General features: G+C 63.4%; 23 protein-coding genes. 11 read left to right on the top strand and 12 right to left on the bottom strand.

Annotated elements, in window-relative coordinates:
* The first annotated feature begins 1 nt into the window (after position 1).
* Together NMAG_RS04545 and NMAG_RS04540 are read left to right on the top strand one after the other, a co-directional pair.
* Positions 2–958 carry an alpha/beta hydrolase gene (locus NMAG_RS04545; protein WP_004216752.1) on the top strand — a complete coding sequence of 319 codons (957 nt, stop codon included), beginning with the start codon at positions 2–4 and terminating at the stop codon, positions 956–958.
* A 170-nt stretch (positions 959–1,128) separates the two neighbouring features.
* The gene (locus NMAG_RS04540; protein WP_004216750.1) at positions 1,129–1,671 is read left to right on the top strand and encodes a response regulator; all 543 of its coding nucleotides are present in this window, start codon (positions 1,129–1,131) and stop codon (positions 1,669–1,671) included.
* 62 nt (positions 1,672–1,733) lie between these two features.
* On the opposite strand, the gene NMAG_RS04535 is transcribed toward NMAG_RS04540, so the two are convergent.
* Positions 1,734–2,279: a CDP-2,3-bis-(O-geranylgeranyl)-sn-glycerol synthase gene (locus NMAG_RS04535; protein WP_004216749.1), complete on the bottom strand. Its 546-nt coding sequence runs from the start codon at positions 2,277–2,279 to the stop codon at positions 1,734–1,736.
* 238 nt (positions 2,280–2,517) lie between these two features.
* Here NMAG_RS04535 and NMAG_RS04530 point away from each other — a divergent pair, with 238 nt between their 5' ends.
* Positions 2,518–3,405 carry a proline dehydrogenase family protein gene (locus NMAG_RS04530; protein WP_004216747.1) on the top strand — a complete coding sequence of 296 codons (888 nt, stop codon included), beginning with the start codon at positions 2,518–2,520 and terminating at the stop codon, positions 3,403–3,405.
* A gap of 58 nt (positions 3,406–3,463) precedes the next feature.
* Entirely contained in the window at positions 3,464–4,153 is a 690-nt protein-coding gene (locus tag NMAG_RS04525) for a DUF502 domain-containing protein (RefSeq protein WP_004216746.1), read from the top strand.
* A gap of 121 nt (positions 4,154–4,274) precedes the next feature.
* Here the strand turns inward: NMAG_RS04525 and NMAG_RS04520 are convergent, their stop codons facing one another.
* The 4 genes from NMAG_RS04520 to NMAG_RS04505 all read right to left on the bottom strand — a co-directional run bounded on the left by NMAG_RS04520 (position 4,275) and on the right by NMAG_RS04505 (position 9,380).
* Entirely contained in the window at positions 4,275–5,204 is a 930-nt protein-coding gene (locus tag NMAG_RS04520) for a branched-chain amino acid transaminase (protein WP_004216745.1), read from the bottom strand.
* A gap of 121 nt (positions 5,205–5,325) precedes the next feature.
* Positions 5,326–7,419: a copper resistance CopC/CopD family protein gene (locus tag NMAG_RS04515; protein ID WP_004216744.1), complete on the bottom strand. Its 2,094-nt coding sequence runs from the start codon at positions 7,417–7,419 to the stop codon at positions 5,326–5,328.
* Between the two features lie 3 nt (positions 7,420–7,422).
* Entirely contained in the window at positions 7,423–8,679 is a 1,257-nt protein-coding gene (locus tag NMAG_RS04510) for a YncE family protein (protein WP_004216743.1), read from the bottom strand.
* Positions 8,680–8,855: 176 nt separating this feature from the next.
* Positions 8,856–9,380, bottom strand: a complete 525-nt coding sequence (locus NMAG_RS04505) for a winged helix-turn-helix transcriptional regulator (RefSeq protein WP_004216742.1) — start codon at positions 9,378–9,380, stop codon at positions 8,856–8,858.
* Between the two features lie 320 nt (positions 9,381–9,700).
* On the opposite strand from NMAG_RS04505, the gene NMAG_RS04500 reads away from it, so the two are divergent.
* On the top strand, positions 9,701–10,030 hold the full coding sequence (locus tag NMAG_RS04500) for a DUF7471 family protein (RefSeq protein WP_004216741.1): 330 nt from the start codon (positions 9,701–9,703) through the stop codon (positions 10,028–10,030).
* 31 nt (positions 10,031–10,061) lie between these two features.
* On the opposite strand, the gene ribB is transcribed toward NMAG_RS04500, so the two are convergent.
* The 5 genes from ribB to NMAG_RS04475 all read right to left on the bottom strand — a co-directional run bounded on the left by ribB (position 10,062) and on the right by NMAG_RS04475 (position 13,832).
* A complete protein-coding gene (gene ribB / locus NMAG_RS04495; protein ID WP_004216739.1) occupies positions 10,062–10,793 on the bottom strand; it encodes a 3,4-dihydroxy-2-butanone-4-phosphate synthase in 732 nt (243 codons plus the stop codon).
* Complete coding sequence (locus NMAG_RS04490) at positions 10,790–11,497, bottom strand: DUF120 domain-containing protein (protein ID WP_004216733.1); 708 nt, start codon at positions 11,495–11,497, stop codon at positions 10,790–10,792. Before NMAG_RS04490 ends, ribB begins: the two co-directional genes overlap by 4 nt.
* Before the next feature lie 98 nt (positions 11,498–11,595).
* Positions 11,596–12,648 (bottom strand): 4-demethylwyosine synthase TYW1, encoded by a 1,053-nt coding sequence (gene twy1 / locus NMAG_RS04485; protein WP_004216731.1) that lies wholly within the window; start codon positions 12,646–12,648, stop codon positions 11,596–11,598.
* A gap of 81 nt (positions 12,649–12,729) precedes the next feature.
* Positions 12,730–13,056 (bottom strand): hypothetical protein, encoded by a 327-nt coding sequence (locus NMAG_RS04480; protein ID WP_004216730.1) that lies wholly within the window; start codon positions 13,054–13,056, stop codon positions 12,730–12,732.
* Between the two features lie 104 nt (positions 13,057–13,160).
* Positions 13,161–13,832, bottom strand: coding sequence for an HAD-IIB family hydrolase (locus NMAG_RS04475; RefSeq protein WP_004216729.1), 672 nt, complete (start codon positions 13,830–13,832; stop codon positions 13,161–13,163).
* Between the two features lie 184 nt (positions 13,833–14,016).
* Here NMAG_RS04475 and NMAG_RS04470 point away from each other — a divergent pair, with 184 nt between their 5' ends.
* Positions 14,017–16,983, top strand: a complete 2,967-nt coding sequence (locus NMAG_RS04470) for a methyl-accepting chemotaxis protein (RefSeq protein WP_004216727.1) — start codon at positions 14,017–14,019, stop codon at positions 16,981–16,983.
* A gap of 217 nt (positions 16,984–17,200) precedes the next feature.
* Positions 17,201–17,905, top strand: coding sequence for an SDR family oxidoreductase (locus NMAG_RS04465; RefSeq protein WP_004216726.1), 705 nt, complete (start codon positions 17,201–17,203; stop codon positions 17,903–17,905).
* A 126-nt stretch (positions 17,906–18,031) separates the two neighbouring features.
* Here the strand turns inward: NMAG_RS04465 and NMAG_RS04460 are convergent, their stop codons facing one another.
* Together NMAG_RS04460 and glpK are read right to left on the bottom strand one after the other, a co-directional pair.
* A complete protein-coding gene (locus NMAG_RS04460) occupies positions 18,032–19,153 on the bottom strand; it encodes a hypothetical protein (RefSeq protein WP_004216725.1) in 1,122 nt (373 codons plus the stop codon).
* Positions 19,150–20,733 carry a glycerol kinase GlpK gene (gene glpK, locus NMAG_RS04455; RefSeq protein WP_004216724.1) on the bottom strand — a complete coding sequence of 528 codons (1,584 nt, stop codon included), beginning with the start codon at positions 20,731–20,733 and terminating at the stop codon, positions 19,150–19,152. The genes NMAG_RS04460 and glpK overlap by 4 nt, the downstream gene beginning before the upstream one ends.
* A 301-nt stretch (positions 20,734–21,034) precedes the next feature.
* Between glpK and glpA the strand changes: the two genes are divergently transcribed.
* From glpA to NMAG_RS04435, 4 genes are all read left to right on the top strand, one after another.
* Entirely contained in the window at positions 21,035–22,705 is a 1,671-nt protein-coding gene (gene glpA, locus NMAG_RS04450; RefSeq protein WP_004216723.1) for an anaerobic glycerol-3-phosphate dehydrogenase subunit GlpA, read from the top strand.
* Positions 22,706–24,055, top strand: coding sequence for a glycerol-3-phosphate dehydrogenase subunit GlpB (gene glpB, locus NMAG_RS04445; RefSeq protein WP_004216722.1), 1,350 nt, complete (start codon positions 22,706–22,708; stop codon positions 24,053–24,055).
* Positions 24,056–24,155: 100 nt separating this feature from the next.
* Complete coding sequence (locus tag NMAG_RS04440; protein ID WP_004216721.1) at positions 24,156–25,592, top strand: anaerobic glycerol-3-phosphate dehydrogenase subunit C; 1,437 nt, start codon at positions 24,156–24,158, stop codon at positions 25,590–25,592.
* Complete coding sequence (locus tag NMAG_RS04435; RefSeq protein ID WP_004216720.1) at positions 25,592–26,956, top strand: Cdc6/Cdc18 family protein; 1,365 nt, start codon at positions 25,592–25,594, stop codon at positions 26,954–26,956. Before NMAG_RS04440 ends, NMAG_RS04435 begins: the two co-directional genes overlap by 1 nt.
* Positions 26,957–26,984 lie beyond the last annotated feature (28 nt).

Genomic DNA, 26,984 nt, shown 5'->3' with positions numbered 1-26,984 from the left:
CATGCGCGCAGCCGAACCTCACCCCGACGCCCAGGCCGTCCTCGACCTCTACAATTCCTTCGACGCACCGTCGTTCACCGAGGTGTCCGTCGAAACGGCCCGCCAGCTGATGGCCGAACTGCGAGACGTCGAGCCAGCGATCGAACTCGAGTCCGTCTCAGATCGGACAATCGACGGGCCGGACGGCGAGGTTCCGATCCGGGTCTACGAACCACGGCCGGCGGGTGAGCGGGGTGACCAGCCGCTCGTGCTCTACTTCCACGGCGGCGGCTGGGTCATCGGCAGCATCGACACGCACGACGGCACCTGCCGAAAGCTCGCTTCCGAGTCCGGCTACCCCGTCATCAGTGTCGACTATCGGCTCGCACCCGAACACCCGTTCCCCGCCGGCCTGCAAGATTGCTACGCCGTACTCGAGTGGGCCGCCGATGCGGCACCGGGGCTCGACGCAGACCCGGACCGACTCGTGCTCGCGGGTGACAGTGCTGGTGGGAACCTCGCGGCAGCGACGGCACTTTACAGCCGCGATCAGGATGGGCCGGCCATCGCCTATCAGCTCCTGCTCTATCCAGTGACTGGGCCGGTCGAGGGGACGGATGCCTACGAAGAGAACGCCGAGGGCTACATCCTGACGACCGATGAGATGGACTGGTTCGAGGGACACTACTTCGATCGAGAACTCGATCGGGGGAACATCTACGCGATGCCGCGACTCGCGAACGATCTCTCCGGACTGCCGCCGGCAACGGTCGTGACGGCGGGCTTCGATCCGCTGCGAGACGACGGGGCGGCCTACGCGGACCGACTCGACGACGCCGGCGTGGAGACGGTTCATCGCAACTACGACGACCTGATTCACGGGTTCTTTGGCATGACCCGTGAGCCGATGGAGATTGAGCGGACTCACGACGTCTACGACGATGTTATCGGAGATCTTCGGGCGGAACTCGGCTCCTGATTGGTCTCACGACCAGTGATCGGCTGTGATCGGCTGGGGTTGGCAGAGATCGGTTTCAACCGATTCTGATCCACGGTAGCCACGACCCGGAACTGACCGGGAGCGACCCACATACCAAGGCTGTTTGTACACAGCCTTAACCGACTAGTCCGATTTTGTGCTAGTAACCTGTGAGTACGAAATCTTCCTCCCCATCGACACGCAAGTCGGTACACATACTGTTAGTCGAGGACAACCCCGGTGACGTCCGACTCACGCAGGAAGCGTTTCGCGACGTCGATATCGAGACGACGTTTCACACCGCCCGCGACGGTGACGAAGCGCTTGCTATCCTTCGAGAGCGCGTCGGAGACGGGGCTGACACTGAGAGTGAGGGTGACTCGGACTCGGATTCGGACTCGGATTCGGACTCGAACGCCGAGACCGACACCGACTCAGCACTTCCCGTCGACCTGGTCTTGCTCGATCTCAACCTACCTCGAACGAGCGGCTTCGAGGTACTCGAGGAGGTTCGATGCGACCCCGATCTCGCATCGTTACCTATTATCGTGCTAACGAGTTCGGAGGCGACCGAGGATATCGCCAGGAGTTACGACCTATGCGCGAACGCCTACCTCACGAAGCCGAACGGACCGGGCGAGTTCGCCTCGCTCGGGAAGGCCGTCAAGTCGTTCTGGATGGACGAGGCGATGCTGCCGCCGACACCGTCGTAAGGCAGTTGCTCCCAGGTTTGAATTGGACTGTAACGGGAACGTATCGTACTCGATTTGTTCCGTTACCAGGGTTCGTTCTTCAATCCGAGTTTGTACGCGATCATGTTCGTCGTCACGTGGAGAATCGGCGTCAGTACCACGACGACGAGGATGACGTCCCACGTAAACCACGTGAAGAACCACTCCGTCGCGAGCAGCGCCGTCAGCGGGAGCGAGACGACGACGAAGTCGAGCTGATCGAGTCCGGGGAACATCGCACCGCGCTGGCGGCCGGTGCGGCGCTTCAGGAACGAGGCGAGGATGTCGCCAAGCATCGCACCGGCAGCGAGTCCGAGCGCCGCGAGCGGCTCGAACGTCGGTACAGCAAAGCCAATCGCACTGCTCACGTCGTCGGCGACAAGGGTCAACACGCCTGCGAGGACGAGTCCTGCCGTGATTCCCGACGCTGTTCCGCGCCAGGTCTTGCCGTCGCCAAGCAGTCGCGCGTCGCCCAGTGTCCGGCCGCCGTCGATCGGTCGGCCGCCGCCGCCGAGCACCGCCGCGTTGTTCGGAACGTACGCCGGCAACATCGCCCAGAACGCGATCACGACTGTCTCGAGTACTGCCATATTCGCCGCGATGCGCCGAAACGCCTTAACCGGCAGTGATTCGTGCCCGCGATGAGAGCACACGTTCGTTCGACTGCGAATCCGCGAGCGCCACAACGCGTCGCCGAGGTGATGGGTCCGGCACGAATCCGATGCACTAGCGCCCATTCGTTCACCAATCAGAGAGTAATCGCCAGCAGAGAGAACCAGGCAGCGAGAGATATTAAACTCCTTATGACTGGGTGACGAGGATATCTGTATGATCCCGCCGATCGCAAACCGGTTCGTCGCCGGGGAGTCTCCCGCCGAGGCCCTCGACCACGTTCGAACCGTCAATCAGCGGAACGTGAACGTAATCGTCAATCTGCTCGGTGAACACTACGATGACCGCGCACCCGCAAGCGACGACGCCGCAGAGTACCGCTCGCTCGTCGAAGACATCGCAAACGCCGATCTCGACGCCTGTATCTCCGTCAAACCCTCCCAGCTCGGTCTCGACCTGGGCGAAGACGTCTTCCGCGAGGAACTCGAGGGCATCGTCGCCACGGCGGCCGACCGCGGCGTCTTCGTCTGGATCGACATGGAAGACCACACGACGACCGACGCGACGCTCGACGCCTACGAGGAACTCGCCCGCGAATACTACGGCGGCGAGGATTCTGACGACTCACAATCCTCGTCGGACCCGTGGGCCGACGGCGGCGTCGGCGTCTGCGTCCAGGCGAACCTCAAGCGTACGCGCGAGGACGTCGAACGGCTCGCCGACGTTCCCGGCAAGGTCCGCTTCGTCAAGGGCGCGTACGACGAGCCCGCCGACGTGGCCTACACGGACACCCAGCGGGTCAACGAGGAATACGAGGCGCTACTCGAGTACGCCTTCGAGCACTTCGAGGACGGCGTGGCGGTCGGCAGTCACGATCCGGCGATGATCGAGCGAGCCATCGAACTCCACGAGGAGTACGGCACGGGCTTCGAGGTTCAGATGCTGATGGGGGTGCGAGAGGACGCACAGTACGACCTCGCCGAGGAGCACGAGGTCTGGCAGTACGTCCCCTATGGCGGGCGCTGGAAGTCGTACTTCTATCGGCGCGTTATGGAGCGAAAGGAGAACCTCTGGTTTGCGCTACGGGCCATCGTGGGTCGGTAGCGACGAAGTGGTGACCTAAAGGGAAGGGCTCATTAGCCCGTAGTGAGAGGGAGTCGACATGGCTTCGTGGAAGCGGGACTTTGCGAGCGGCCTGATCGTCCTCGGGCCCGTCCTCATTACGCTCTACGTCATCTACTGGCTCTACGGCCTCATCGCCGGCATTACGCCCAGCCTCATTCTCGAGGCGGAGGCGCTCGAGCCGATGCCGTTTATCTCCGGTGAACAGACTCGTGAGCAGCTCGCACAGTTCCTTCGTGTCGTCGTCGCACTGACTGTCCTCGTGATCCTGACGTTTTCCGTCGGCTATCTCATGCGGACGACGCTTGGCAGTCTGGTTGAGCGACTCGTCGACAACGTCGCAAACCGGGTTCCGGTTATGCGTGTCGTTTACAACGCATCGAAGATGGCCGCAGAGACCGCCTTCGGCAAGCAGGATTCGCTCCAGACGCCGGTCAAACTCGAGGTGTGGGACGGCCTCCGGATGACGGCGTTCAAGACGGGGAAAGTCACCGAAGACGGCAGAGAGGTGCTCTTTCTCCCGACGTCGCCGAACATTACGACCGGATTCGTCATCGAGGTCCAGTCAGAGCGCATCACTGAGCTAGATGAGGACGTGGAGGAGGCGCTTACGCGGGTACTGAGTGCGGGCTTCGGTGATGCTGACCGAACGCGCGGCATGGATGCGGGCGTTCCGATCGACGTGATCGACGAGAACAGCGCGAAGAAGACACAGTCCGACGACGACTGAGCCGTTTTCTGTGTGCGAGTCTTCCAGTACGCCAGCCGCTGATCATCAGTCACGGCAGAGGAGAAACTGAACGCGGCACCTATTCTCGAACTGGTTCCAGAAACAACAGTGGGCAGCTACCTCAGACGTACTGGAACCACTCGTCGTACTCGTCGGTCGTCCGTTCGACGACATCGAAGAACCGCGACTGGACGTCCTCGGTCACTGGACCGCGCGAGCCGTCACCGATGGTGACGTTGTCGATCTTCCGAATCGGCGTCACCTCGGCCGCAGAGCCGGTGAAGAACAGTTCGTCTGCCGTGTTGAGTTCGCCCCGCGAGATGGAGACGTTGTCGTGGACCGTATAGCCCAGATCCTCGGCGAGCGTGATCACCGTGTTGCGGGTGATGCCGTCGAGAATTGACTCCGAGAGTCCCGGCGTGAAGATTTCGCCGTCGCGCACGAGGAAGATATTCTCCCCCGGCCCCTCGGCGACGTTGCCCTCCTTGTTGAGGACCAGCGCCTCGGCGTAGCCGTTCCGGCGTGCCTCTTCGCCCGCGAGCAGGCTGTTGGCGTACAGCCCCGTCGTCTTGGCGTTCGTCGGCACCTGACTCGAGGCGTGCTTGCGCCAGGAAGAGACCATCACGTCGATCCCCTTCTCGAGTGCTTCCTCGCCGAGGTAGGTACCCCAGGGCCAGGCGGCAATGGCGGTACGTGTCGGGCAGTCTTCGGGGCTGACACCGAGTGAGTTGTAGCCGTAGAAGGCGACCGGGCGGATGTAACACGAGGAGAGGTCTTGCCGGCGGATGAGTTCGAGCGTCGCCTCGGTGAGTTCCTCGCGTGAGTGGTCGATCTCCATCTCGTAGGGCTTTGCGGACTGGAAGAGACGGTCGAGGTGTTCCTCCCAGCGGAAGATTGCGGGGCCGTTTTCGGTGTCGTAGCAGCGTGCACCTTCGAAGATGCCGCTGCCGTAGTGGAGGCCGTGTGTGAGGACGTGGACCTGCGCGTCGTCCCAGTCGACGAATTCGCCGTCCATCCAGATCGTGTCGACGTCCATGTCGTCGAATCCCATGATCGAGTGTGTTGCAAGCCACCGTACTAAGTGTTCGCGATTTCCGAGGCAATCCCTGCCTGTGACGGTGGCGGTGGCGGTGGTCCGAGAGAAGAGCCCACAGCTCCGTCTGTGAAGGCGGTCACTCGCGGAAGCGAGTTGCCTCGATCACGACGGCAACCGAGCCGACGACAGCGATGGCGACGGCCCCGAACTGCAACAGCGTCGCGAAGGCGGTGTCGGGACTCGAGTCGTGATCGTCGTGGGCCTGATCCGCGGGCTCGTCGTGGGCATGGTCTGCGTGGTCATCGTGGTCGTGATCGTGGCCGTTGTGCTCGTCGTCATGATCGTGCTCGTGCTCGTCGTGACTACCCGCTGCAACGGCAGTTGCATCGATCCACTCGCTCACGTACGATCCGTCGGGAGCGCCGGTCACGCGAAGATCCCAGTGACCCTCGTCGGGAAGGGGTTGAACCGTCGCGTACGTGCCGTCGTCGTGGGCTTCGAGTCCGACTTCCATCTCCGTGCCCTCCTCGCTGCTTGCAAGCAACCGGACGGATTGGTCCGACTCAACCGGCTCCTCGTCGTCGAGGAACGTGACCTCGAAGACGATCGGCTCGTCCACCTCGAGCGTGAACGACTCGTTCGTTGCGTCGACGACCGGGAGCGCCGTCACCTCGACGAGCACGTCGTCGTACTCGTACTCGATCGTTGCCTCGGTGACTTCGTCATCGACGCCCGCAACCGCGGCCGTCGGTGCAGACGTGAGTACACCCGAGAGGAGCACGACGACGATCAAGAGTGCGACCTCGAGTCGAACAGCGTGAGCAATTCGAGAGCCCGTGGTGAAGTCGTCGTCCCGGTCGACGCCGCCGTCCGTGCTCGCCGGCCGTACGTCGCCAGTCGTCCCAGTTTCGTGGGCCGACTCGAGTCGGCCCAGGAGGACGAATCGGGTGATGCCGCCGAGTGCGAGCGCGGCGGCGATGAGAACCAGTTTCGCGAGCAGTGTGAGGCCGTAGAACGTGTCCGTAAGACCATCAGCAGTCGGGACATGCCACGAGGCGAGGGCGAGTCCTGTCGTCACGACGAGCGTGACGCCGACGAGCGCAAGGACCGAGTACCGGCGGATCGTGCGTGCGAGGAGCGCGGATCGGTCGTCGGTGTCAGCCGCGCGAACGTGGGGAACGACGACGAACGCGAGGACGACCAGGCCACCCACCCAGAGTCCGGCACCGACGAGGTGGACGAAATCGACGACCGCACCCTGGAATCGGTCGATCGCAGTCGCCGAGTGACTCGTCCACGCGATCGTGCCCGCGACGGCGAGCGCCCCGATAAACGTGCCGACGAGCGACGTGCGACGGGGAGGTCGTCTACGAGTCATCGCTACCGCGAGCCCGACCAACGCGAGGCTGAGGACGGACTGGACGAGCCAGGCCTGACCGAGTGGCGTCTCCGTAAATTGGGTGATCGTCTCGACGGAGAGTGGTCCCAGTGCCGTACTCCGGGCGAGTCCGAGTGCGAACGCGCCGACGAGCGTGAGTGCTGCAGCACCGACCAGTAGTCGCGTGAGGCGGCGGTCGATTGCCTCTCGTCGCTCCGCACGAGCGAAGACGGGACCGACTGCGAGGGTCGTGATCGCCGGAATGCCGATCAGACCGACGACGCCGACGAGCAACAGCGCTTTTGCACCTGCTTCGACGGGTGGGACCGACTCGTCCGTCTCGTCGTCTTCGTACCCCTCGAGAACGGCGTCACGGTCGAGCGGTTCGTCGCCAACAGCGAAGAAGAACGAGCCCGAGGTGGTGTGGCCGTCGTCAGCGAGGACCTCCCAGTCGACGGTGTACATGCCATCCGCACCGTCAGCGTCACCGTCGTCGCCGTCCGCGTCAGCACCACCCTCAGTGTCGGCGTCTTCGATCGGCACGCGCACGACCTGCGTGTCGTCGGGATCGATCTCCGGTTCAGCCGAGACGACCTCACCGTCCGGCCCCTCGACGGTGATATCGGCGTTGACGACACCATCACCCGAGAAGAAGAGGGTGACCTCCTCGGGCACGTCGTCGACCTGCTCGCCGTTCGCCGGGTCCGATTCGCTCAGGTAGGCGTGGGCCGCAGCCGGCGTCGCAACGAGTCCGACCGCAAGCGCAGCGACGACGAGACATGCGAGTATCGCCGCGAGAAGCGACCGTCGAGGGGGAACGTCGCGTTCAGTGAACGACGATCTCGCACGCATTGGTTAGCGGAGTCGACTGGAGTAGCCGACGCCCGAGTCCCCGACGTACTGGACCGTGTCGACACCCTCCGCCACCTCGACGTGGTCGACGACCTCTTGTGCTTCCATGTCCACGATCGCGACGATTCCGTCCTCGTCGGCGGGAGTAATGAAGTAGTCGCCGCCGGCGACGCCGGAGCGGTGGAAGTGGTGGGCGCCCTCGGGACGGACGATGTCGCCGACGTCGACCGTCTCGACGACCTCGAGTTCGTCGACGTCGATAATCGACGCCTCGTCGGTGTGAGTGTGGGCGGTCGCCGCGTACAGCGCACCGTCCTCACCTTCGTGATAGCGGAGCGCGTCAGGACCCTCACCGACGTCGACGACGCCGAGTTCTTCGCTGTCCTCATTGGTCGCGTCGATGAACCGGATACTGTCACCGTCGAGGAAGCCGAGCACCTGCTCGTCGGGCGAGAGGTACATACCGCCCGCAAAGTCGAGTGTGTCGACGATTTCGTCGTCCTCGGTGTCCACAACGACGGTCTCGTCCCCGAATTCGAAGTACGCGAGCCCCGTTTCGGGGCTGTACGCCTTGTAATGGGTGCCCTGATCGTCGACATCGTCGAATTCGATGAAATCGCTTCGCTCGTAGTTTTCGAGGTCGATCACCGGCGCGCCAGGGTCGTTCACGTTCGTCGCGTACCCCATCGAGCCAAAGTCCTCGTGGTAGAGCAGTTTGCCGTGGCCCTCGTTTTCGCGGCCCGACTCGATGATCTCCGTGACCTCGTGGGAGTCAGTGTCGATAACGTAGAACGTGCCTTCGTCGTCCGAGTGAACCCACATCTCGTCGTCGTTCGGGTGATACATGTGCGTCGGCCCCGGGCCAACGTCGACTTCGTCGACCACTTCGCGGGTGTCGGTGTCGATGACGAGCACCTGCGACGGCGACTCTCGAATGACGTAAATCTCGCTGTAGTCCGCAGTAATTCGCGGGTCACCCCATCCTTCGTCGTCGATCCCGTCAGTAATCTCGTCGACGAGTTCGCCCTCTTCGGGGTCGATGATTGCGATTTGATCCGGTGCGAAGGCGTAGACGAGGCCCTCGCTGCCCTCGGTGTCGGCGTCACCGGTTCCATCATCGTCACCGTTCTCGGTGGCAGTCCCGTCACCACCGTTCTCCCCACCGTTTTCCTCGTCGTCACTCAAACAACCGGCGAGTGCAACCGCAAATCCGCCGCCCATTGCCTGCACGAATCGTCGTCGATCTGTGGAGGGATCCATACGCCACTCTCCGACTGTAATGTTATTTGTAGTTCTGGTACGGCTGTCGAAAGCGTGGTTCGACTCTCGACTGCCAGAGAAGCACAACCGTGAGAACGCCCGCCGCTGAGACGACGACTGCGAGCAGTGACTTTGACTGACCATGCCAGGCACCAACCGGCGAGTAACGCAGCGTGTTATCCGTTCGCTGGTTCGTCGAGCAATCCATCCACCAGCCGCGTAAACCGGTCGACCAGTCGGTCTGGCACCGTCGGCTCGACTGTCGATAGTAACCGGCCGGTCCCCTCGGCGTTCGCCAGCCGAAGCGTCACGCGATTGCGCTCGTCGTAGGTCTTCTCGACGACACCCTGTTCGACGAGTCGGTCGAGATGGTACTCGAGTGTACTCCGTGCAATGCCGAGCGTGTCGGCGACGGCCGCGGGAGTTGCGGGTTCGTGTTCGATGAGGTGGACAACGATGTCCCGGGCAGTTTCACGCCGAAAGAGTGCGAGAGTGGCGCGCTCCCACTCGTCGTACTCGGGAGGATAGTAGTGGGTTCGACCGTAGAACTCGCTGCGGACGAGTTCGTCTGCAGCGAGCAGGCGGCGGATGTGGTACTGGACCTGTCCTGGTGCGAACTCAGACTCGCGGACGAGTTCGTTGAAATGGATTCCGGCGTTGTCCTGCACGTGCGTTCGGATCTGGCGTCGGGTTGTGGTCATAGTGTGTGCGGTTGAGTGGTGTGTCGGAGGGTGGATAGCGGCGAATGCGTGGACGGGAACGCATTGGAGGGATCGGCTGAAGGCGAATCGAGTCAACTCGAGACAGGTAGCATCGTCTATGGGCGCGACCACCATAACCCGTTTTGCTCGTTCCCGGTTGTCGGGAACTATGGAAATTGTGAGTGTCGTAGTGGTGAGTGTAGTGGCTGTATTGCCTGGTTGGCTGTATTGCCTGGCTGTGTCCCGATCCACACTGGAAAAGAGATGACCGAAGCACATACGTCGTTTCGTTCCAGACCATCCCACGTAGCTTCGCGTCGATGAACCATACGAACCCGTTCGAGGCCGAGTGGCTTGCACCCGAACTTGCACCCGTCTTACTGGCAGTGATCTGTCTCGCGGTCGCCGGCACGACGATCCTCTTTGGTGCGGCGATTGTAGCCTACTCGCGACGTCGGACGACCCGATATCTGTTGATCACGATCGTCCTCGGGTTGCTCGTCGCGCGGTCGCTGGTCGGACTCGGGACTGTGTTTGGTCTCGTCCCGATGACGATTCATCACCTCGTCGAGCACAGCAGCGACTTCGCGATCGCTGTCCTCGTCCTGTATGCCGTCTATCGCAGCGGAACAGTAGTGCCAGCGGAGTAATACAATTCCCAGATTCGTCGTGAGGCGATTCTCAGGCGAGTCGGTCGATAACCGTCCGTCCCTCCAGATACAGGAACTCGTTATCCGCGGCGTACGCACGCGCATCTGCCGGTGAGAGTGCCTCACCCGTTTCGTCGTCTAGCATCTCACAGACGACGACGGCGGGCGAAAGGGCAGCCGCCTCGGCGAGCGCGAGGCCGAGTTCCGTGTGTCCTTTACGCTGTGCCAGCAGGTCCGGTGCACCCTTCAACAGGTGGACGTGGCCTGGAACACGGAACTCCTCGGCGAACGCAGCCGCGTTAGGATCGGCCGCAGCCTCGCCGAGTGCCTGAATCGTCGTCGAACGGTCGTTGTCCGTGATCCCAGTGTAGGTGTCCCGGTGGTTGACCGTCAGCGAAAACGATGAGCGCTCGTCGTAGCCGAGCTGGTGGTCTGCGGTCGCGGGATGATCGACCTCCTCGCCGTAGAACGGCAGATCGAACGCCTCTGCCGTCTCGTGGCCGAGTGCGACACAGACCAGCCCGCCAGCGTCGTTTCGGAGTCGAGCAACCGCGTCGGGGGTGACGGCATCGGCGTGATAGATGAGGTCGGTCTCGCCCTCCCGATCTGCCGCGTCGTGGACGAGAATCGGCTCACCGGCCTGCAACGCCGTCAGCGCGTCGTCCACCGAGGCGTCCTCCCTGCCGGCGGTGTCAAGACTCGCGTTCGAATCACCCGAACCGCTCGTCTCGCTCGGCGTTGTCCCCGCGTGCTGACCCGTCATTCGCGATCACCCACCGAAATCGTGACGTGGTCATCGTCGGCTAACTCGAGTTCGTCCCGCAGCTTCTCGGGGGCGATGATCTCGAGTTGGTCCTCGTCGTGATGGGTTCGTTCCGGGGCGATGGTGTGAGCGTTTTCGTAGGTCTGCCCGTCGGCGGTCTCGATCGTTGCGGCGTAACAGACCGCAGGTCCGTAGGTACGGTCGTCGTCCTCCCAGCCGTCGATCGGGACGGGGTCGAGCGAGGAGACGGCACTCCGACGCCGAACGCTCTCGGCTCGAAGGTCGACGTTGAGCGTCCCGGGGAACGGCTCGTAGCCGAGGCGGTCTTCGAACTGGCGCTGGTAGCCGGACAGCGAGATGTAGTGGCGACCCTCGCCCATGCCGCTGGTGACGGTCCCCTGGAGTTCGACTTCCGAGTCTGCCTCGAAGATGCGACGGTAGTCCTCGTACTCGGCGTGGAGTGCGCGCTCGCCGTCGTCGGTGATGGCGACCCACTGACCGTCGCTGACCGTATCACGCTCGAGGAGGGCTGCGCTTTCGAGGCGCTGAAGGCGTCGGGAGGCGGTCTGATTGGAGGCGTCGAGGCGATCCGCGAGGTGAGAACAGGAGATTTTGACGTCGCCCGCGAGTCCGCCCTCGAGTGCGAGAAGCTTCAGGACGGCAAGTTCGTCGTGGCCGACGGCAGATTCCGCTGTCGTTGACATAGACGGGGCTTTGTCAGCACCAGTCAAAAGCGTACCGAATGTGGTACGCATCACAGAACTGTTATGGCGTTGTCGAGTGTTTATCGACGACTACCGCTTCAGTCACCAGTTATCGGATCGCGCGCCCAGAACTCGCTGCCCTTCTTCAGTTTCGGGACCCACGTATCGCTCGTCTTCGAAAGGAGTGCGACGCGAGAGGAAGGGACGCCCTTGCACTCGGTGAACTCGGGCATGTACTCGGCAACAGATTCGGCGAACTCGACGACTTCCTCGTGGTCGGGCATCGACGACCGGTCGAGTCGTCCCTGGGAGTGGCCGACGTGCATGTACGCTTTGAGTTCGATGAAGTCGGGGTCGGCCTGCTGGTAGAAGCCGGCGTACCAGTCGGGGTGGTGCATGTTCTCGCCTTTGACCAGCGTCGTCCGCAAGACCGTCCGGGTTTCCTCTTTCTGCCGCAGGACGTCCATCGTCTCGAGGAGGCGGTCCCAGGCGTCGTCTTCGACGGCCTTGACGACCTGATCGAAGGTGTGACGTTCGGGGGCGTCGACGCTGACGTACAGTTGGGTGGGGTCACACTCCCGAAGCACCTCGGGGCGAGTGCCGTTCGAGACGAGGAACGTGGTGATGTCCCGGTCGTGGAACGCCGCGAGTAGTTCCGGCAGGTAGGGATACAGCGTCGGTTCGCCGTCGAGGGAGATGGCGACGTGGCGGGGTTCCATCGCCTCGTCGAAAACCTCCCGTGGGACCTCGTCGTTCCCGCCAAAGCCTGACAGGAGCTTCTTCTGCAGTTTGATCGAGGCGTCGACGACGGCCTCGGGGTCGTCCCACTCGACGTCGTCCATCTCGTAGGCGTGGCCCTGGTGGTCACGCCAGCAGAAGACACAGCGCTCGTTGCATTTCACGACCGGCGTCATCTGGATGCAGCGGTGGGACTCGATGCCGTAGTAGATGTTCTTGTAACACCGGCCCTCGCCGCGCAGGGCGTTGGCCGTCCAGCCGCAGGTCTGGGCGGCAGTGTGGTTCTCGCTGTGATAGTTCGGACTCGAGACCTGTGCCGGTCCACCGTCGCGGTTACCGTCGTCTGTCCCTGAATCGGCATCGGCGTCGCCCCCCACCTCGACGTCGACGCCTGCGTCGGCGGAATCGCTCATGTTGCTCTCGCTTGGACAGGAACCACTAAAAGACGTGTGGTGTCGCGCGCTGTATTAACAGAGGCACAGTGATACAGAGGATTACTCCGTGTGTTCCTCGGAGCTACTGCCGACGTTCGGACCGGGCGGCAACTCACCCGGCTCGGCCGGCTCCTCGTCCTCGTTCGCAATTTCGCGTTCGAACGTGTACAGGACGAGCCCGGTGTTCGCCGTCATAATGACGCCTGTCGTTGGGACTGATGCGAACAGGTAGAGGCCGACCCCGAGCAGGAACGGAACTGCAGCGATTGCAGCCCAGAGTTGCGACCGCGAAACGTCGTTTCGGGTCGCATCGCGACCGATATAGACGTATATCAGCACCGTCCCGGCGACGCCGAACAGCACGATCGCCGCGTCGACTGCATCCATACGTGGACCTTCGCCGGGATACGCAAAAGCGTTCTGCGTGGCGTCGGCCGCTGCTGACACGCCTCCCCCACAGAGCCTCTCATCGACCCCGCTCGAACGCGCACTTACCGAACTCGATCGAGCACCGTGAGCGTCCCATCTGCGTGTGCCTCTGCGAGCACCTCGTCGGCTGCCACTCGTGCCGCGTCGTCGGCATTTGCAACAGCGAAGCTCCGACCGACGACTTCGAACGTCGAAACGTCGTTGATCGAGTCGCCGATCGCGACGCAATCCGCGAGGTCGAACCCGACGTGGTCTGCGATCGTCCTGACACCGTCGCCCTTGTTCTGATCGGCATCCTTCACGTGGTAGGCGTACCCGGTATCGATCACCTCGAGTCCCGCCGCGGTGGCGAGTTCGCGCAAGAGTTCGACGGGCTGGTCGCGACTGACAGCGACCTCCGTCTCGCGCCAGCGATTGACGGTATCGTCGTCACCCCAGCCGAGGTCGTAGCCGGCGGCGCGGTACTCCGCGACGACCGTTCGTGCAGCGTCGGCGTCGGCCGTGACGTGTACCGCATCGCCGGTGTAGACGATACCACCGTTTTCGGCAACGACAAGTTCTGGAACGCCGATGAAGTGACAGAGCGCGATCGGATAGGGAAAGGCCTTCCCGGTGGCGAGCACGACCGGCGCGTCCCACTCGCGAAGCGGATCGAACACCCGCGAGTCAATGCCCCAGCCGTCAGGCCGAGTCAACGTCCCGTCGATATCGAGAACCAGCGGTGGCGTGGACATACGAGCAGATGGCGGACCAGCACCTAAAAACGTCTGACTGCCATCGGCGACTGCAACACCACCACAGCGTACCAGAATTTTACAGAACGTATACTGGTTGAGGCATGTGTACTGGTAGTTATACTATGGCTGGTATGTCCTGTGTGGCGATAAGAACTAAGAGTGGTGCTGGGCGTTAGCACCTATGGTGTGGAAGGGACGGCGTCTCATCCCGTCGTTCATCAGACGAAGTTACGCATTGAAGTTCGGTGTTGTCTTCCTCGTCCTCGGGCTCACGATCGGGGGGCTTGGGCTCGTTTCGACGACGCTGCTCACCGAGAACGTCGAAGAAACCGCCCTCGAGGAGCGCCAGGACGCAGCCTACCAGGAAGGCATTGCCATGGAAAACTGGCTCGCCCAGAATCACAACCTCGTCGCTGCGACGGCAGATGCCCCAGTCACCGATAGCGGCGATCCAGAACAGGTCGACGACTATCTCCAGGAGATTTACTACGACATGCCCGAAGAGCGCATGAACGCGCTCTACGTCGACACGGAATCTGGCGATATCATCACGGGCATCGGCTCCGACGCCGACGATCTGGATGCACTCGAGTTCCCTGCCACTGCAGACCTCGATGAGGACATCTCGACGAATCTGGTGCAGCAGACGGAGCCGTACCTGATGCCGGACCAGCTGGGACTGTCCACGGACGCAGACCCAGTCGTGTCCTACTACGTCGGCGTCGACGGCGGTGATGGGGCACTCGTGTTCACGTTCGATCTCTCCGAGCGCTCGACCGAGATGGTCTCGGCTGCGGACTCGGGAACTGTCGTGACGATCCTGAACGAAGACGGACAGATCGTCAGCGACGACGCCTATCTGGGCAACGACGGCGACGACGAAACCCTGTCGTTCCTCGACTCCTACGAGGATCGAAACGGCGTCCTCGAGGCAGCCCAACTCGAGAACCGCGGCTCGCTTCGCGTCGATGGAGCACCGAGCGAAACACTCCAGAGCGAGCCGTACAACTTCGATCCGGACGGCTACGTTGCCGGTTACTACACGACGAGCGACGACTGGACCGTCCTCGTGCATACGACGGAAGCGAACGCGCTCGGTTTCGCCAACACTGCGACCCAGTTCGGACTACTGATCACGTTCGTCGGCGTCGCCGTCATCGGCGTGTTTGGCACCGTCCTTGGTCGAAACACGGCCCGCTCGCTCAGCGATCTCTCTGGCCGGGCAGCAGCGATCGAAAACGGCGAGTACGATACCGCCGTCGAATCCGATCGTATCGACGAAATCGGCGGCCTCTACGGCTCGATCGACGACATGCGTATCTCGCTGGTCGACCAGATTGAAGAGTCCGAACAGGCCCGAACGCAGGCCGAGCAGGCCCGCGAGGAGTCAGAACAGGCCAGAGAACAGGCCGACGAGGCTCGCGAAGAGGCCGAAGTGGCAAAAGAGCGCGCAGAACGCGCCCGCCAGGACGCCCAGGAGATGAACGAGCAGCTCGAACAGACCGCGACCGAATACTGCGCCGTCATGCAAACCTGCGCTGACGGCGACCTGACCCAGCGCCTCGATCCGGACACCGAGAGCGAGCCGATGGCCGACATCGCCGCCACGTTCAACGAGATGCTGGACGACCTCGAACACACCGTTGACACCGTCTCGACGTTCGCCGGCGATGTCTCCGAGGCGACCGACGACGTCCAGGCTCGCGCGACCGAACTCGAGTCCACGAGCGAGACGGTCAGCGAGTCCGTCCAGCAGATTACGGGCTACGCGGACCAGCAACACGAGCGCATGGAGACCATCTCCGGCGAGGTGCAGGGAATCTCCGCGAATATCGAGGAGATTGCAGCGACCGCCGACACCCTCGCGGAAACGTCACAGCACGCGGCCGAGCGCGCCAACGACGGCCGCGAGTCGGCCGGCGACCTCGTCAGCGAGATGGAAGCGATCGAGGAGCGAACCGAGGCGACACTCGAGTCGATTCGCGACCTCGACGAGTCGATGGCCGAAATCGACGAGATTATCGACGTCATCACGGATATCGCCGACCAGACGAATATTCTGGCGTTGAACGCCTCTATCGAGGCGGCACACGCCAGCAACGCGAGCGCGAGCGCGAGCGACGGTGGCAGTAGCCGTGCCGGAAACGGCTTCGCTGTCGTCGCCAGCGAGGTCAAACAGCTCGCAGAAGAGACCAAAGAGTCCGCCGCAGAGATCGACCAGCTCATCGACACCGTCCAGTCCCAGACCGACGAGACGGTCGACGAGATGGAGACGATGCGCGAACACGTCGTTGCGGGCACCGAAACGGTCGAGCAGTCCGCGACGACGTTCCACGAAATCGAAGCCGAGGTGACCGAAGCCGACCACGGCGTCCAGGAGATCAGCGACGCAACCGACGGCATCGCCACGTCGACGCAGGATCTGGTCACGATGGTCGACGACGTGACCGAAATCAGCACCGAGACGGCGAGCGAGGCGAGCGACGTCGCTGCCGCCGTCGAGCAGCAAACGGCTGCAATTTCGACTGTGAGCGAGAACGCGGACGACCTCTCCGAGCAGTCGGTGACGCTCCAGGAGTCACTCGCCGCGTTCACGACCGATGTCGACGGAGCCGCTGTTGACCTCGGTGACGGTGAGACGGGTGGGACTGACGAGCGGACCGACACCAGCACCAGCACCAGCACCGACACCGACAGCGACGACAGCGACGACAACCAGCCCGGCACCGAACTCGAGTACGTCGACCCAGACGGCCCCGAACCACTGCCAGCGGATGCTGGCGAATCGGATGCACTCGAGGAGGGTCGGGAGAGCCATGCGGGCGGAGAACGCGCAGAGAGCGACGATGACGACGCCCCTCACGCACTCCCCGCTGGCGAGAACGAGTCGGAACCGAGTGCACTCGAGTCCGGACTCGAAGGTGACGAAGAGAGTGATGGGGGTGATGAGAGTGGGAGCGACGATGACGGTGACGACGGCGACAACGGTAGCGACGGTGACAACGGTAGCGACGATGACAACGGTAGCGACGATGACGGCGAACCCGACGACACAGAACCTGCAGACAACGCCGAAGACGGCGCTGAGGACGACACCGAGAACGAGGCTGCGGAGCAGGCCGCAGACACAACCGACTCGAGTACGTAGCTGAACTTCCGCTCCGATTGGTGTCGGAAGCGGAGTTTTACCGATGGTTCTCGAGGAACTGTTTTCCGTGGTGTGCTGGGAGAGCGCGTGTGTGCAGTGTCAGTACGTGTTGGCTGCGAGTACTGTTGGCTGCGAGTACTGTTGGCTGCGAGTACTGTTGGCTGCGAGTACTGTTGGCTGCGAGTGATTTTATCAAGACAGCACTGGTAGCAGTTGTATGGCTGATACGAAGGTCGCAATCGTGACTGCGGCAGGAAGCGGTATCGGCGAAGCGTGTGCCCGGAAACTCGCTGCGGATGGCTACACGCCGGTGTTGTTGTCACGATCAGGGAGTGCCGTCGAGGTGGCGAACGACCTCGGCGGGGATGGCTTCGAAGGGTCGGTGACGGAGCCTGACGACCTGGCAGCGCTCGTGGAAGCGACACACGAGCGGTACGGTCGTATCGATGCCGTAGTGAACAACACGGGCCACCCGCCGTCCGGCGACCTCCTCGAAATCACTGACGAGGAGTGGCACGAGGGACTCGACCTCGTGCTGTTGAATACCGTCCGGATGGCGCGACTCGTTACACCGATCATGGAAGCGCAGGGTCACGGGTCGATCGTGAATATCTCGACGTTCTCAGCGTTCGAGCCGTCGAGTGCGTTTCCGGTCTCGTCGGTGCTTCGGGCTGGCCTCGGGAGTTTCACCAAACTCTACGCCGACCAGTACGCGGCGGCGGGCATCCGAATGAACACGGTCCAGCCCGGATTCGTCGATAGCTACGACGTAGACGAGGGGACGAAAGCGCAAATTCCGATGGAGCGGCCGGCACAGACGACAGAGATTGCGGACGCGGTCGCGTATCTGCTCTCGCCTGCGGCAAGCTATCTGACCGGGCAGAACATCTGCGTCGATGGGGGGCTGACGGCGTCCGTGTGATCGCTGGTGAACCGGCCGCCGCTCACTCTTGGACCGAACGGCAGTTCACAGCGAGTGCTGAACGAGGTCAGTGAGAGTCGGCGACACCAACGGGAGAAGAAAGGACCGACAACGACGGGGAGGCGATCAGAACCACGGGACCCAGACCGTCGTCGGGAAGACACCGGCGACGTAGAGCAGTGCCACCAGGAAGGTCCCGAAGACGATTGCCGCAGCGGGTGGGTCGACGTGGGTGTCGCCGTGGGCATAGAAGGTCCGCTGGAAGACCTCACCGAAGAGCGCGCAGATGGTCCCGAAGACGAGGCCGACGATCAGTGCGACCTCGAGTCCCGTATTCGCGAGGAGTGCGGCGCTGTCGTAGGCGACTGGCGCGCCATCTGCTGCCTCAGCAGGGAGCGAGACGGCGAGCGCAGCGGTCGCCGCTGGCAACGTGATGTGGTGAGTCACCGGCACCTTCTCGACGCCGCAGTTGAGGAAGACCAGCGAGGCTGCGCTGATCCCGAAGCCGAGGAAGGCGCTGCCGGACGCGATTCCAACGTACGCACCGAGGATACCCGCGACGAGGCCGATCATGGCGACGTGACTCCAGCGGTACTGGTGTGGGAGCCACGGTTCGACGGCAAGCCGAGCCTGCTGCGTGGGCGTCTGCGTTGCCGACGCGTCGGTTACCGCCTGCGCTTCGCGCTCCGGGTGAGCCTGATTCTGGCCGCCGTCGGTTGCCATTCGGCGTTCCTCGCGCTCGAACGGCGTCATGTCGAGGACACCCGACCCGCGAACCGTTCCCATGATGCTGTAGCCGAGAATCAGCCGGTGAAACAGCGCGGAGAGGACGACGCCCATCGCGATTGGGTCGTAGGGCATTCCCAACTCAGTTGAGGCGATGACGAGCCAGTAGCCGAGGATACCGAACGCGCCGCCGACGGCGAGTACGTCGGGCTTCGTCCCGAGCGCGTAGGCGATGTTCTTGGCCTCGTGGTAGTCGTAGTCAGTGTCAAGGTAGCCCTTCCGGGCCGCGTAGGCCGTCGCGGCCACACCACCGGCAAAAGAGATCGCAGGCGAGAACGGCGGTCCGAACGCAATCTGATCGGTGATCGCAGCGGCATCAGGGTCGGCGAGCACCGCCGCCTCCCCGGCGATCACCATGAAGCCAGTGAAGATGAACGCCGGAAGCGGCCCGAGTGCAGCACCGAACGCACCGCCCGCGAAAGCAGCGATCAGTTCGGCGAGGTCGAACAGTTGCTCGATCATACACCGCCACCGCTGTCGCTCGCGTCACTGCCGGCTTCCGTGTCAGAACCGTCCCGCGCCCAGTCGAGCGAGCGGTCGACCGCGTCGAGCCAGCGGTCGTACTGGGCATCCGCTACCGCATCGTCCATCCTCGAATCGAAGGTCCAGTCGACCTGCCAGTTGTCTCGTAGGCTATCGACGTCGTCCCAGTAACCGACTGCGAGGCCGGCCGCGTAGGCCGACCCGAGCGCCGTCGTCTCGTCGACGACCGGGCGAACGATCTTCGAGCCGATGATGTCCGACTGGAGCTGACAGAGGAAATTGTTCTTCACCGCGCCGCCGTCGACCTTCAGCGTCGTCATCGCAATCCCCGAATCAGCCTCCATCGCCTCCGCGACATCCCGGGTCTGGTAGGCGATGGACTCGAGTGTCGCGCGGACGACGTGGCCCTTTCGGGTGCCGCGGGTCATCCCGACGATGGTGCCGCGGGCGCGCTGATCCCAGTGGGGCGCACCGAGGCCGGTGAACGCCGGGACGACGTAGACGCCGTCGGTCGTGTCGACGCTGCGGGCGAGTTCGGCCGTTTCAGAGGGGTTGTCGATCAGCGACATGTCCTCTAACCACTCGATGGCCGCGCCGGTGACGAAGATGGAGCCCTCGAGTGCATACTGGACGTCCTCGCCCGAGCGCTGGAAGCCGATCGTCGTCAACAGGCCGTGGTCGCTCTTGACGGCCTCGTTGCCGGTGTTCATCAGGAAGAACGAGCCCGTGCCGTAGGTGTTCTTGGCGTCGCCGGCGTCGAAACAGGTCTGACCGAACAGGGCCGCCTGCTGGTCACCGAGCGCGCCGGCGACCGGAACCTCGGCCTCGAGGAAGCCCTCGGGATCGGTCGTGCCGTAGGTCTCGTCGTCGCTGGAGGGTCGAACCTCGGGAAGCATGGCTTCGGGGATCGAGAACTCCTCGAGGAGGTCGTCGTCCCACTCGAGGTCGTGGATGTTGTATAACATGGTCCGCGAAGCGTTCGTCACTTCGGTGATGTGCTCGCCCGTGAGGTTGTAGATCAGCCAGCTATCGATCGTCCCGAAGAGCACGTCGCCGTCCGCCGCGCGGTCGCGGATGTCTGCCGGGCGGGCGCGCTCCATCTTAATCGGATCTGCCTCGTCGAGCAGCCACTCGGCCTTGGTCGCCGAGAAGTAGGCGTCCGGTTCGAGGCCGGTCTTCTCGCGGATGGTCTCGACCGTGCCGTTCGTCTCGAGTTCCTCGACGCGCTCGGTAGTCCGGCGGTCCTGCCAGACGATGGCGTTGTGGACTGGGTTGCCCGAGTCGGCGTTCCACAGCAGGGTGGTCTCGCGCTGGTTGGTGACGCCGATGGCCTCGAGTTGCTCGGGGCTGATACCGGCCTGACCAAGCGCCTGCATGATGACAGTCTTCGTATTCTCCCAGATCTCCATCGGATCGTGTTCGACCCAGCCGGGTTCGGGATAGAACTGCTCGTGCGTTTCGTATGCGTTTGCGACGACCTGCCCATCGTGATTGAAGACGATAAAGCGGGTGCCGGTCGTTCCCTGGTCAACTGCGCCGACGTATGTTGTGTCTGTCACGGTAGTCACCCGGATCGGTCACGCACCGAATTTACCGTCGGTTACGTGCTATTGGTAAACAGCCACGACGATCATTATAAATGTTACCGAAATCGTGGTATTCTAACAGATGTGAACGTCTGAAGTCAACCCCAAATCGCCGTGGAGCATGGTGCTGCAGAGCGTTCTATCGTTCCGGCTGAACACGAACCGCCTCTGCACCAATCTATGTCCCATGTTCACAGAGCCGACATTCGTTATGGGCGCTTAACTCCCGTCGATAAAATAAAGGTCGCGGCGAACGACTGTCTCGAACGAAGGGATGGCACACGATACGGCGGTCCTCGTCCTCGGCGGCGGTTCGACCGGCTGTGGCATCGCCCGCGATCTGGCGATGCGCGGCGTCGACGTCACACTCGTCGAGCGAGGGACCCTCACGGATGGAACGACTGGCCGAATGCACGGTCTCTTGCACAGCGGCGGCCGCTACGCTGTCTCTGACCAGGCCAGCGCGACGGAATGTATCGAGGAGAACGAGGTCCTCCGAGAAATCGCGAGCCACTGCGTCGAGGAGACCGGCGGCCTGTTCGTCCAGCGTCCCGAGGACTCGGACGAGTACTTTCGAGAGAAACTCGAGGGCTGTCGTGACTGCGACATTCCAGCGACGGTGCTCTCGGGACGCGAGGCGCGCGAAGTCGAGCCGTATCTCGCTGACGATGTCTCGCGCGCGATTCAGGTTCCGGACGGTGCGGTCGACCCGTTCCGTCTCTGCGTCGCGAACGCACTGGATGCCGAACGTCACGGTGCGCGCGTCGAGACTCATGCCGAGGTGATCGACCTGCTGCGCGACGGCGACGATATCTACGGCGTCGAGGTCCGACACGACTCCGGTCCCGGAAAGCGCACGCACAAGGCCCCCGGGACGACCGAGGAGATTACCGCCGAATACGTCGTCAACGCGACGGGCGCGTGGGCCGGCCAGATCGGCGCGATGGCCGACCTCGACGTGGCCGTCCGACCCTCGAAGGGCGTCATGACCATCATGAACGTCCGACAGGTCGACACCGTGATTAACCGCTGCCGGCCGAAGGGCGACGCCGACATCATCGTCCCCCACGAGACGACCGCCATCCTGGGCACCACGGACGAGGAGGTCTCGGATCCGGACGACTACCCCGAAGAGCAATGGGAAGTCGACATGATGATCGACACCCTCACCGAACTCGTGCCGATACTCGAGGAGGCCCGTACCATCCGTTCGTTCTGGGGGGTCCGCCCGCTGTACGAGCCGCCCGGAACTGGCACGCAGGACTCGACCGACATCACGCGGGATTTCTTCCTTCTCGACCACGACGAGCGCGACGGCGTCAGCGGCATGTCGAGCATCGTCGGCGGCAAGTTCACCACCTACCGCGCGATGGCCGAGGAGATTTCGGATCACGTCTGTGCGAAACTCGGCGTTAGTGCGGCCTGTGCGACCGCCGACGAACCCCTGCCCGGCAGCGAGGACGTGCGGGTACTCGAGGAGGGGATGGACGACTTCGGTCTTCGATCACCGATCGCCCGCCGGAGCAACCAGCGCCTCGGTAGCCGCGCCGCGGACGTACTGGAGACGAACGAGCCAAACCCGGTCGTCTGTGAGTGCGAGGGCGTCACCCGCGCCGAGATACAGGACGCGATCGACCAGTCCGGTTCGGATCTGAACGCCGTCCGCATCCGCACCCGCGCCTCCATGGGCAACTGCCAGGGCGGCTTTTGCTGTCAGAACATGGCGAACGAACTCCATCCGCGCTACGACGAGGAGACGGTCCGCGAGGCGCTCGACGAACTCTTTCAGGAACGCTGGAAGGGCGAGCGCCACGCCCTCTGGGGCGAACAGCTCTCGCAGGCGATGTTGAACTACGCGCTGCACGCGACGACGATGAACCGAGACAACGATCCCGCCCGCGAATCGACACAGCTCGACTACGCACAGTTCGACGGAGGTGCCTAGATGGCGATCACCGACGACGTGCTCGTGATCGGCGGCGGTCTCGCCGGCGCGACCGCCGCGCTCGCCGCCGCGGAGACGACCGAAGACGCGCGAATCCGTCTGGTGACGTATAAGCAGAGCACTCTCCGTCACGCGAGCGGACTGATCGACGTTCTGGGGTACGCGCCGGGCACCACTGACGATCAGCAACAGCCCATCGCCGACCCGTACACCGCACTCGAGTCCCTCCCAGAAAGCCACCCCTACCAGCGCGTCGGGATCGATGCCGTCCGGGACGCACTCGCCTTCTTCGACGAAATCGCCGGCGACGCCTACGCGGGCGCACATACCGACAGGAACGCGCTCGTCCCGACCCACGGCGGCACGGTCAAGCCGACCGCGCGGTATCCGGTCTCGACGGCCGAGGGGCTGGCGAGCGACGACCGCGACACCCTCCTCGTCGGCTTCGAGACACTGCCCGACTTCGATGCCCCGCTCGCGGCGGCCCATCTCGAAGCGGCGGGCGCACCGTTCGACGCGCGCGGTGTGACACTCTCGTTCCCCGGTATCGGCCGGGACGACGCGAAGGTGACGCGGTACGCACATCTGCTGGATCACGACGAGCGCGTCGAGACGCCTTCCGTGACCGGCGAAACCGGCGCGCGCGAGGCCCTCGCCGCGACCGTGAACCCACATCTCGACGAGGAGTCGCGCGTCGGCTTCCCCGCGATTCTGGGAGATGCGCATCCAGCTGCCGTCCGCGAAGCGCTCTCGGACGCGCTCGGCGCAGCTGTCTTCGAAGTCCCGATGGGGCCGCCGAGTTTGCCCGGTCTTCGGCTCGAGGACCTGCTGTACGATGCACTCGAGTCGGCCGGCGTTCGCGTGACCTCGGGTGTGCCGGTGGTCGATTATGAGACGGTGGCGGCTGATTCGACGGGGGAGAATTCGACGGCGGACGAGACAACAACGGCTGCCATCGACCACGTCATCGTCGACCGCAACGGTGCCCAGATCCCACACGAGGCCGACCAGTACGTCCTCGCGACGGGCGGGCTGGTCGGGAAAGGTGTCGAATCGAACCGTGAGCGAGTGACCGAAGGGATCTTCGACTGCTACGTCCCACACGCGACGGATCGCTACGACTGGTTCGTCGACGATGTCTTCGGCGAACAGCCCTACGCCCGCTTTGGCGTGGTTCCAGACGAAGAGCTCCGGCCGCTCGGTACGGACGATAACCCAGAATTCTCGAACCTGCGAGCGGCGGGTGCCGTGCTGGGCGACTACGACTACGCAGCCGAGAAGTCCGGCGCTGGCGTCTCGCTCGCGACGGGCTACGTCGCCGGCACGCGTGCCGGGGAGGCGTGTCAGTGATGCTGTATTCATCCCCTCCCGTTCGGTTTCGACAGCAACTGATCATGAATCGGACTCGAGTACCACCCCAGACGACACACAACACAGCCCCCTCCGAGCTATGAGTGATGCACAGCGACGGATCGACGACGGCGCACCGGGCGAGCAACCGAGCACTGGCGGTGCAGACGGGAGCGACAGTGACAGCGACAGCGGTAACGACGAGTTCGAACCCGTCCAGGTCTTCCCCGAGGCCGAGGAGATGGACCTCCGGCCGGGCGCGGACAACTGTTACAAGTGCTCGACCTGCGACACGAACTGCCCCGTCGCCGAGGTCGACGACGAGTTCCCCGGACCGAAGTTCCAGGGGCCGGAGCAGTGGCGGCTAAAGCGCCAGGACGATCACGACATCGACGACTCGGTGATGAAGTGTTCGAACTGCATGCGCTGTGATAGTGCCTGTCCCTCGAGTGTCCCGCTCTCGCAGATGCACAACACGGCGCGGGCGGAGTACGTCGAGGAGAACATGAGCAAATTCTCGCGCGAGTACCTTCGCAACCGGCTGCTCGCGAACTACCGCCGTCTCGCCCCGCTGGCGTCGATGTTCCCGCGAACGGCGAACGTCGTGATGGGGCTCTCGGTCACGAAGTGGCTCGGCGAGAAGACTCTGGGAATCACGAGCGAGCGCGAGTTCCCCGAGTTCGCGACGGAGACGTTCCGTGAGTGGTGGACGGACAGAGGCGGGGCAAAAGTCGAAAACGAGGACAAGCGTATCGCCTACTTCCACGGCTGCTACTCGAACTACAACACCTCCGAGGTCGCGAAGGCACTCGTGCGCGTCTACGAACACTTCGGCTACGAGGTCATGGTCCCCGAACAGTCCTGCTCCGGTACCCCGATGTTCGCAAACGGCATGCTCGAGGACGCCCGCCGTGCGGCCGAGACGAACGTCCGCGAACTCGCCGCAGCCATCGAGGACGGAGCCGCCGTCATTGCGTCGTGTAGCTCCTGCTCGATGTCGATCCGCCAGGAGTACCCCGAACTGTTCGACTTCGAGGACACCGAGACCGTCGCCGCGAACACCTGGGACGCCGTCGAGTACCTCCGCGTCCACGAGGATCTGACGGGTGCACTCGAGGACACGGCCGTCGGCGACGAGTTCGACGAACTAGCATATCACGCACCGTGTCATTCACGTAACCAGGGACTCGATGGACAGACGATCGAAGTGATGGATGCGATCGACGGCATCGACGCCCAAGACGTGGGAGACTCCTGTTCGGGCATCTCGGGCACCTACGGGTGGAAGGCAGAGAACTACGAGACGTCGATGAAGATCGGCGAGGAGATGTTCGAGCATATGGACGCAGCCGAGGCCGAGACCGGCCTGACGGAGTGTCCGACCTGTTCGATGCAGATGGAACACGGCACCGGCTACGAAATCAAGCACACGCTCGAGGTACTCGAGGCGGCTCTTGGTGGTGACAGAGCCGAGAGCGGGGCCGGGAGTGGCTCGAACGCAGACGCGGGAACCACGACAGCGACGGAGTCGAACTAATGAATTTACAAGAGCGTATCGCACGACGACGGTCGGCACACCAGGGACGGACGGTGGTGGTCGACCGCGACCACCTGAGTCCCGTCGTCCACCGCCCGGAACCGGTCGGGCGCGGTCCCGTCCTGGAACAGCTGCTGGACGAACTCGAGCCCGTCTTCGATGGCGACCTGCCGGAGCCGGTGGCTGTCGTCGGCCCGCCGGGATCCGGAACGTCTGCCATCGTCACCGCGCTGTTCGATGCGCTCAACGACCGACTCGGCGAATCGAGTCGATCGATCGCGACAACGACGCGTGCGGGCAGCAACGGCCCGGTGACCTGGTTCGTCTACGTCGACGGCCGCCGCGTCGAGAGCGCCTTCGCGTTCTACCAGGCCGTTCTCTCGGTTATTTCCGCAGAGCCGGTTCCCGAGAGCGGCATCGGAACGGACGACCTTCGAGAGCGTCTGACCGCACGCCTCGCGCGCCACGACCGTCGGGCTGTCGTCGCCATCGACCACCACGACGAGCCCGAAACGTTGCGGTACGAGCGAGCCAGGGAGCTCCTCGAACCAGTCAGTGATAGTGTCGCGACGATGGCGGTTGGCCAGTCGACTCCCGCAAACTGGCAGCCCACTCGCTCCGAGGATAACAGCGGTGCAGACCAGTTCGAGGGCGAAAACGAGACTGATACCAGCGAGAACGGAACGACGACCAGCGATGACGAAACACAGCCACCGTCACAGTCACAGTCACAGTCACCATCACAGTCACCATCACAGTCGTCGTCACCATCACAGCCACAGCCACAGTCACAACCACAGCCCCTGGGTTCGGTCGTCACCGTCCCAGCATACCGTCACCACGAACTCGTCGACGTCATCACCGACCGCGCCTCCACCGGGCTCGCCGCAGGCGTCCTCGACCACGAATCCGTGCGCGAACTCGCCATCTGGGCCGACGGCAACGCACACGACGCACTCGCCGCGCTCTTTAGTGCCGCCTGCCTTGCGGCCGACGACGACGCAACCCGGATCGAAACCGCCCATCTCGAAGCCGCCCGCAACGCGGTCCCCGCCAACGGCGTTCACATTGACCGGACGCTCGCACTGTCTGACACACGCCAGCAAGTGCTCTCACACCTCGTCGACGTCGACACCGCAGACAGACCGATTCGTGAGGTTTCGGTGGCCATCGCCGAGCGGTCGACACTCACCGACGGGACAGTCAAACGGTTCCTCTACGAACTCGCCGACCGCGGCGTTATCGAACGCGTTCCGCTCCCAACGACCGGCAGCGGCCGCCGCCCAAGTACCGTCGAACCACGATTCCCCACGCTCGTCTTCAAAGCGCTCAATTCAGCGGATATCGATACCGAGACGCCATAACACGCGAGAATAGTCCCCACTCGAACGA

Origin of the sequence: Natrialba magadii ATCC 43099 (assembly GCF_000025625.1) — an archaeon.
Classification (GTDB): domain Archaea; phylum Halobacteriota; class Halobacteria; order Halobacteriales; family Natrialbaceae; genus Natrialba; species Natrialba magadii.
Note: the sequence above shows the minus strand (reverse complement) of the source record. Positions and strands in the feature narration are given on the sequence as shown.

Coding starts and splice junctions, on each gene's coding strand:
- NMAG_RS04545 (WP_004216752.1), top strand. CDS start 2: ATGCGCGCAGCCGAACCTCACCCCGACGCCCAGGCCGTCCTCGACCTC.
- NMAG_RS04535 (WP_004216749.1), bottom strand. CDS start 2,279: ATGGCAGTACTCGAGACAGTCGTGATCGCGTTCTGGGCGATGTTGCCG.
- NMAG_RS04530 (WP_004216747.1), top strand. CDS start 2,518: ATGATCCCGCCGATCGCAAACCGGTTCGTCGCCGGGGAGTCTCCCGCC.
- NMAG_RS04525 (WP_004216746.1), top strand. CDS start 3,464: ATGGCTTCGTGGAAGCGGGACTTTGCGAGCGGCCTGATCGTCCTCGGG.
- NMAG_RS04520 (WP_004216745.1), bottom strand. CDS start 5,204: ATGGGATTCGACGACATGGACGTCGACACGATCTGGATGGACGGCGAA.
- NMAG_RS04515 (WP_004216744.1), bottom strand. CDS start 7,419: ATGCGTGCGAGATCGTCGTTCACTGAACGCGACGTTCCCCCTCGACGG.
- NMAG_RS04510 (WP_004216743.1), bottom strand. CDS start 8,679: ATGGATCCCTCCACAGATCGACGACGATTCGTGCAGGCAATGGGCGGC.
- NMAG_RS04505 (WP_004216742.1), bottom strand. CDS start 9,380: ATGACCACAACCCGACGCCAGATCCGAACGCACGTGCAGGACAACGCC.
- NMAG_RS04500 (WP_004216741.1), top strand. CDS start 9,701: ATGAACCATACGAACCCGTTCGAGGCCGAGTGGCTTGCACCCGAACTT.
- ribB (WP_004216739.1), bottom strand. CDS start 10,793: ATGACGGGTCAGCACGCGGGGACAACGCCGAGCGAGACGAGCGGTTCG.
- NMAG_RS04490 (WP_004216733.1), bottom strand. CDS start 11,497: ATGTCAACGACAGCGGAATCTGCCGTCGGCCACGACGAACTTGCCGTC.
- twy1 (WP_004216731.1), bottom strand. CDS start 12,648: ATGAGCGATTCCGCCGACGCAGGCGTCGACGTCGAGGTGGGGGGCGAC.
- NMAG_RS04480 (WP_004216730.1), bottom strand. CDS start 13,056: ATGGATGCAGTCGACGCGGCGATCGTGCTGTTCGGCGTCGCCGGGACG.
- NMAG_RS04475 (WP_004216729.1), bottom strand. CDS start 13,832: ATGTCCACGCCACCGCTGGTTCTCGATATCGACGGGACGTTGACTCGG.
- NMAG_RS04470 (WP_004216727.1), top strand. CDS start 14,017: ATGGTGTGGAAGGGACGGCGTCTCATCCCGTCGTTCATCAGACGAAGT.
- NMAG_RS04465 (WP_004216726.1), top strand. CDS start 17,201: ATGGCTGATACGAAGGTCGCAATCGTGACTGCGGCAGGAAGCGGTATC.
- NMAG_RS04460 (WP_004216725.1), bottom strand. CDS start 19,153: ATGATCGAGCAACTGTTCGACCTCGCCGAACTGATCGCTGCTTTCGCG.
- glpA (WP_004216723.1), top strand. CDS start 21,035: ATGGCACACGATACGGCGGTCCTCGTCCTCGGCGGCGGTTCGACCGGC.
- glpB (WP_004216722.1), top strand. CDS start 22,706: ATGGCGATCACCGACGACGTGCTCGTGATCGGCGGCGGTCTCGCCGGC.
- NMAG_RS04440 (WP_004216721.1), top strand. CDS start 24,156: ATGAGTGATGCACAGCGACGGATCGACGACGGCGCACCGGGCGAGCAA.
- NMAG_RS04435 (WP_004216720.1), top strand. CDS start 25,592: ATGAATTTACAAGAGCGTATCGCACGACGACGGTCGGCACACCAGGGA.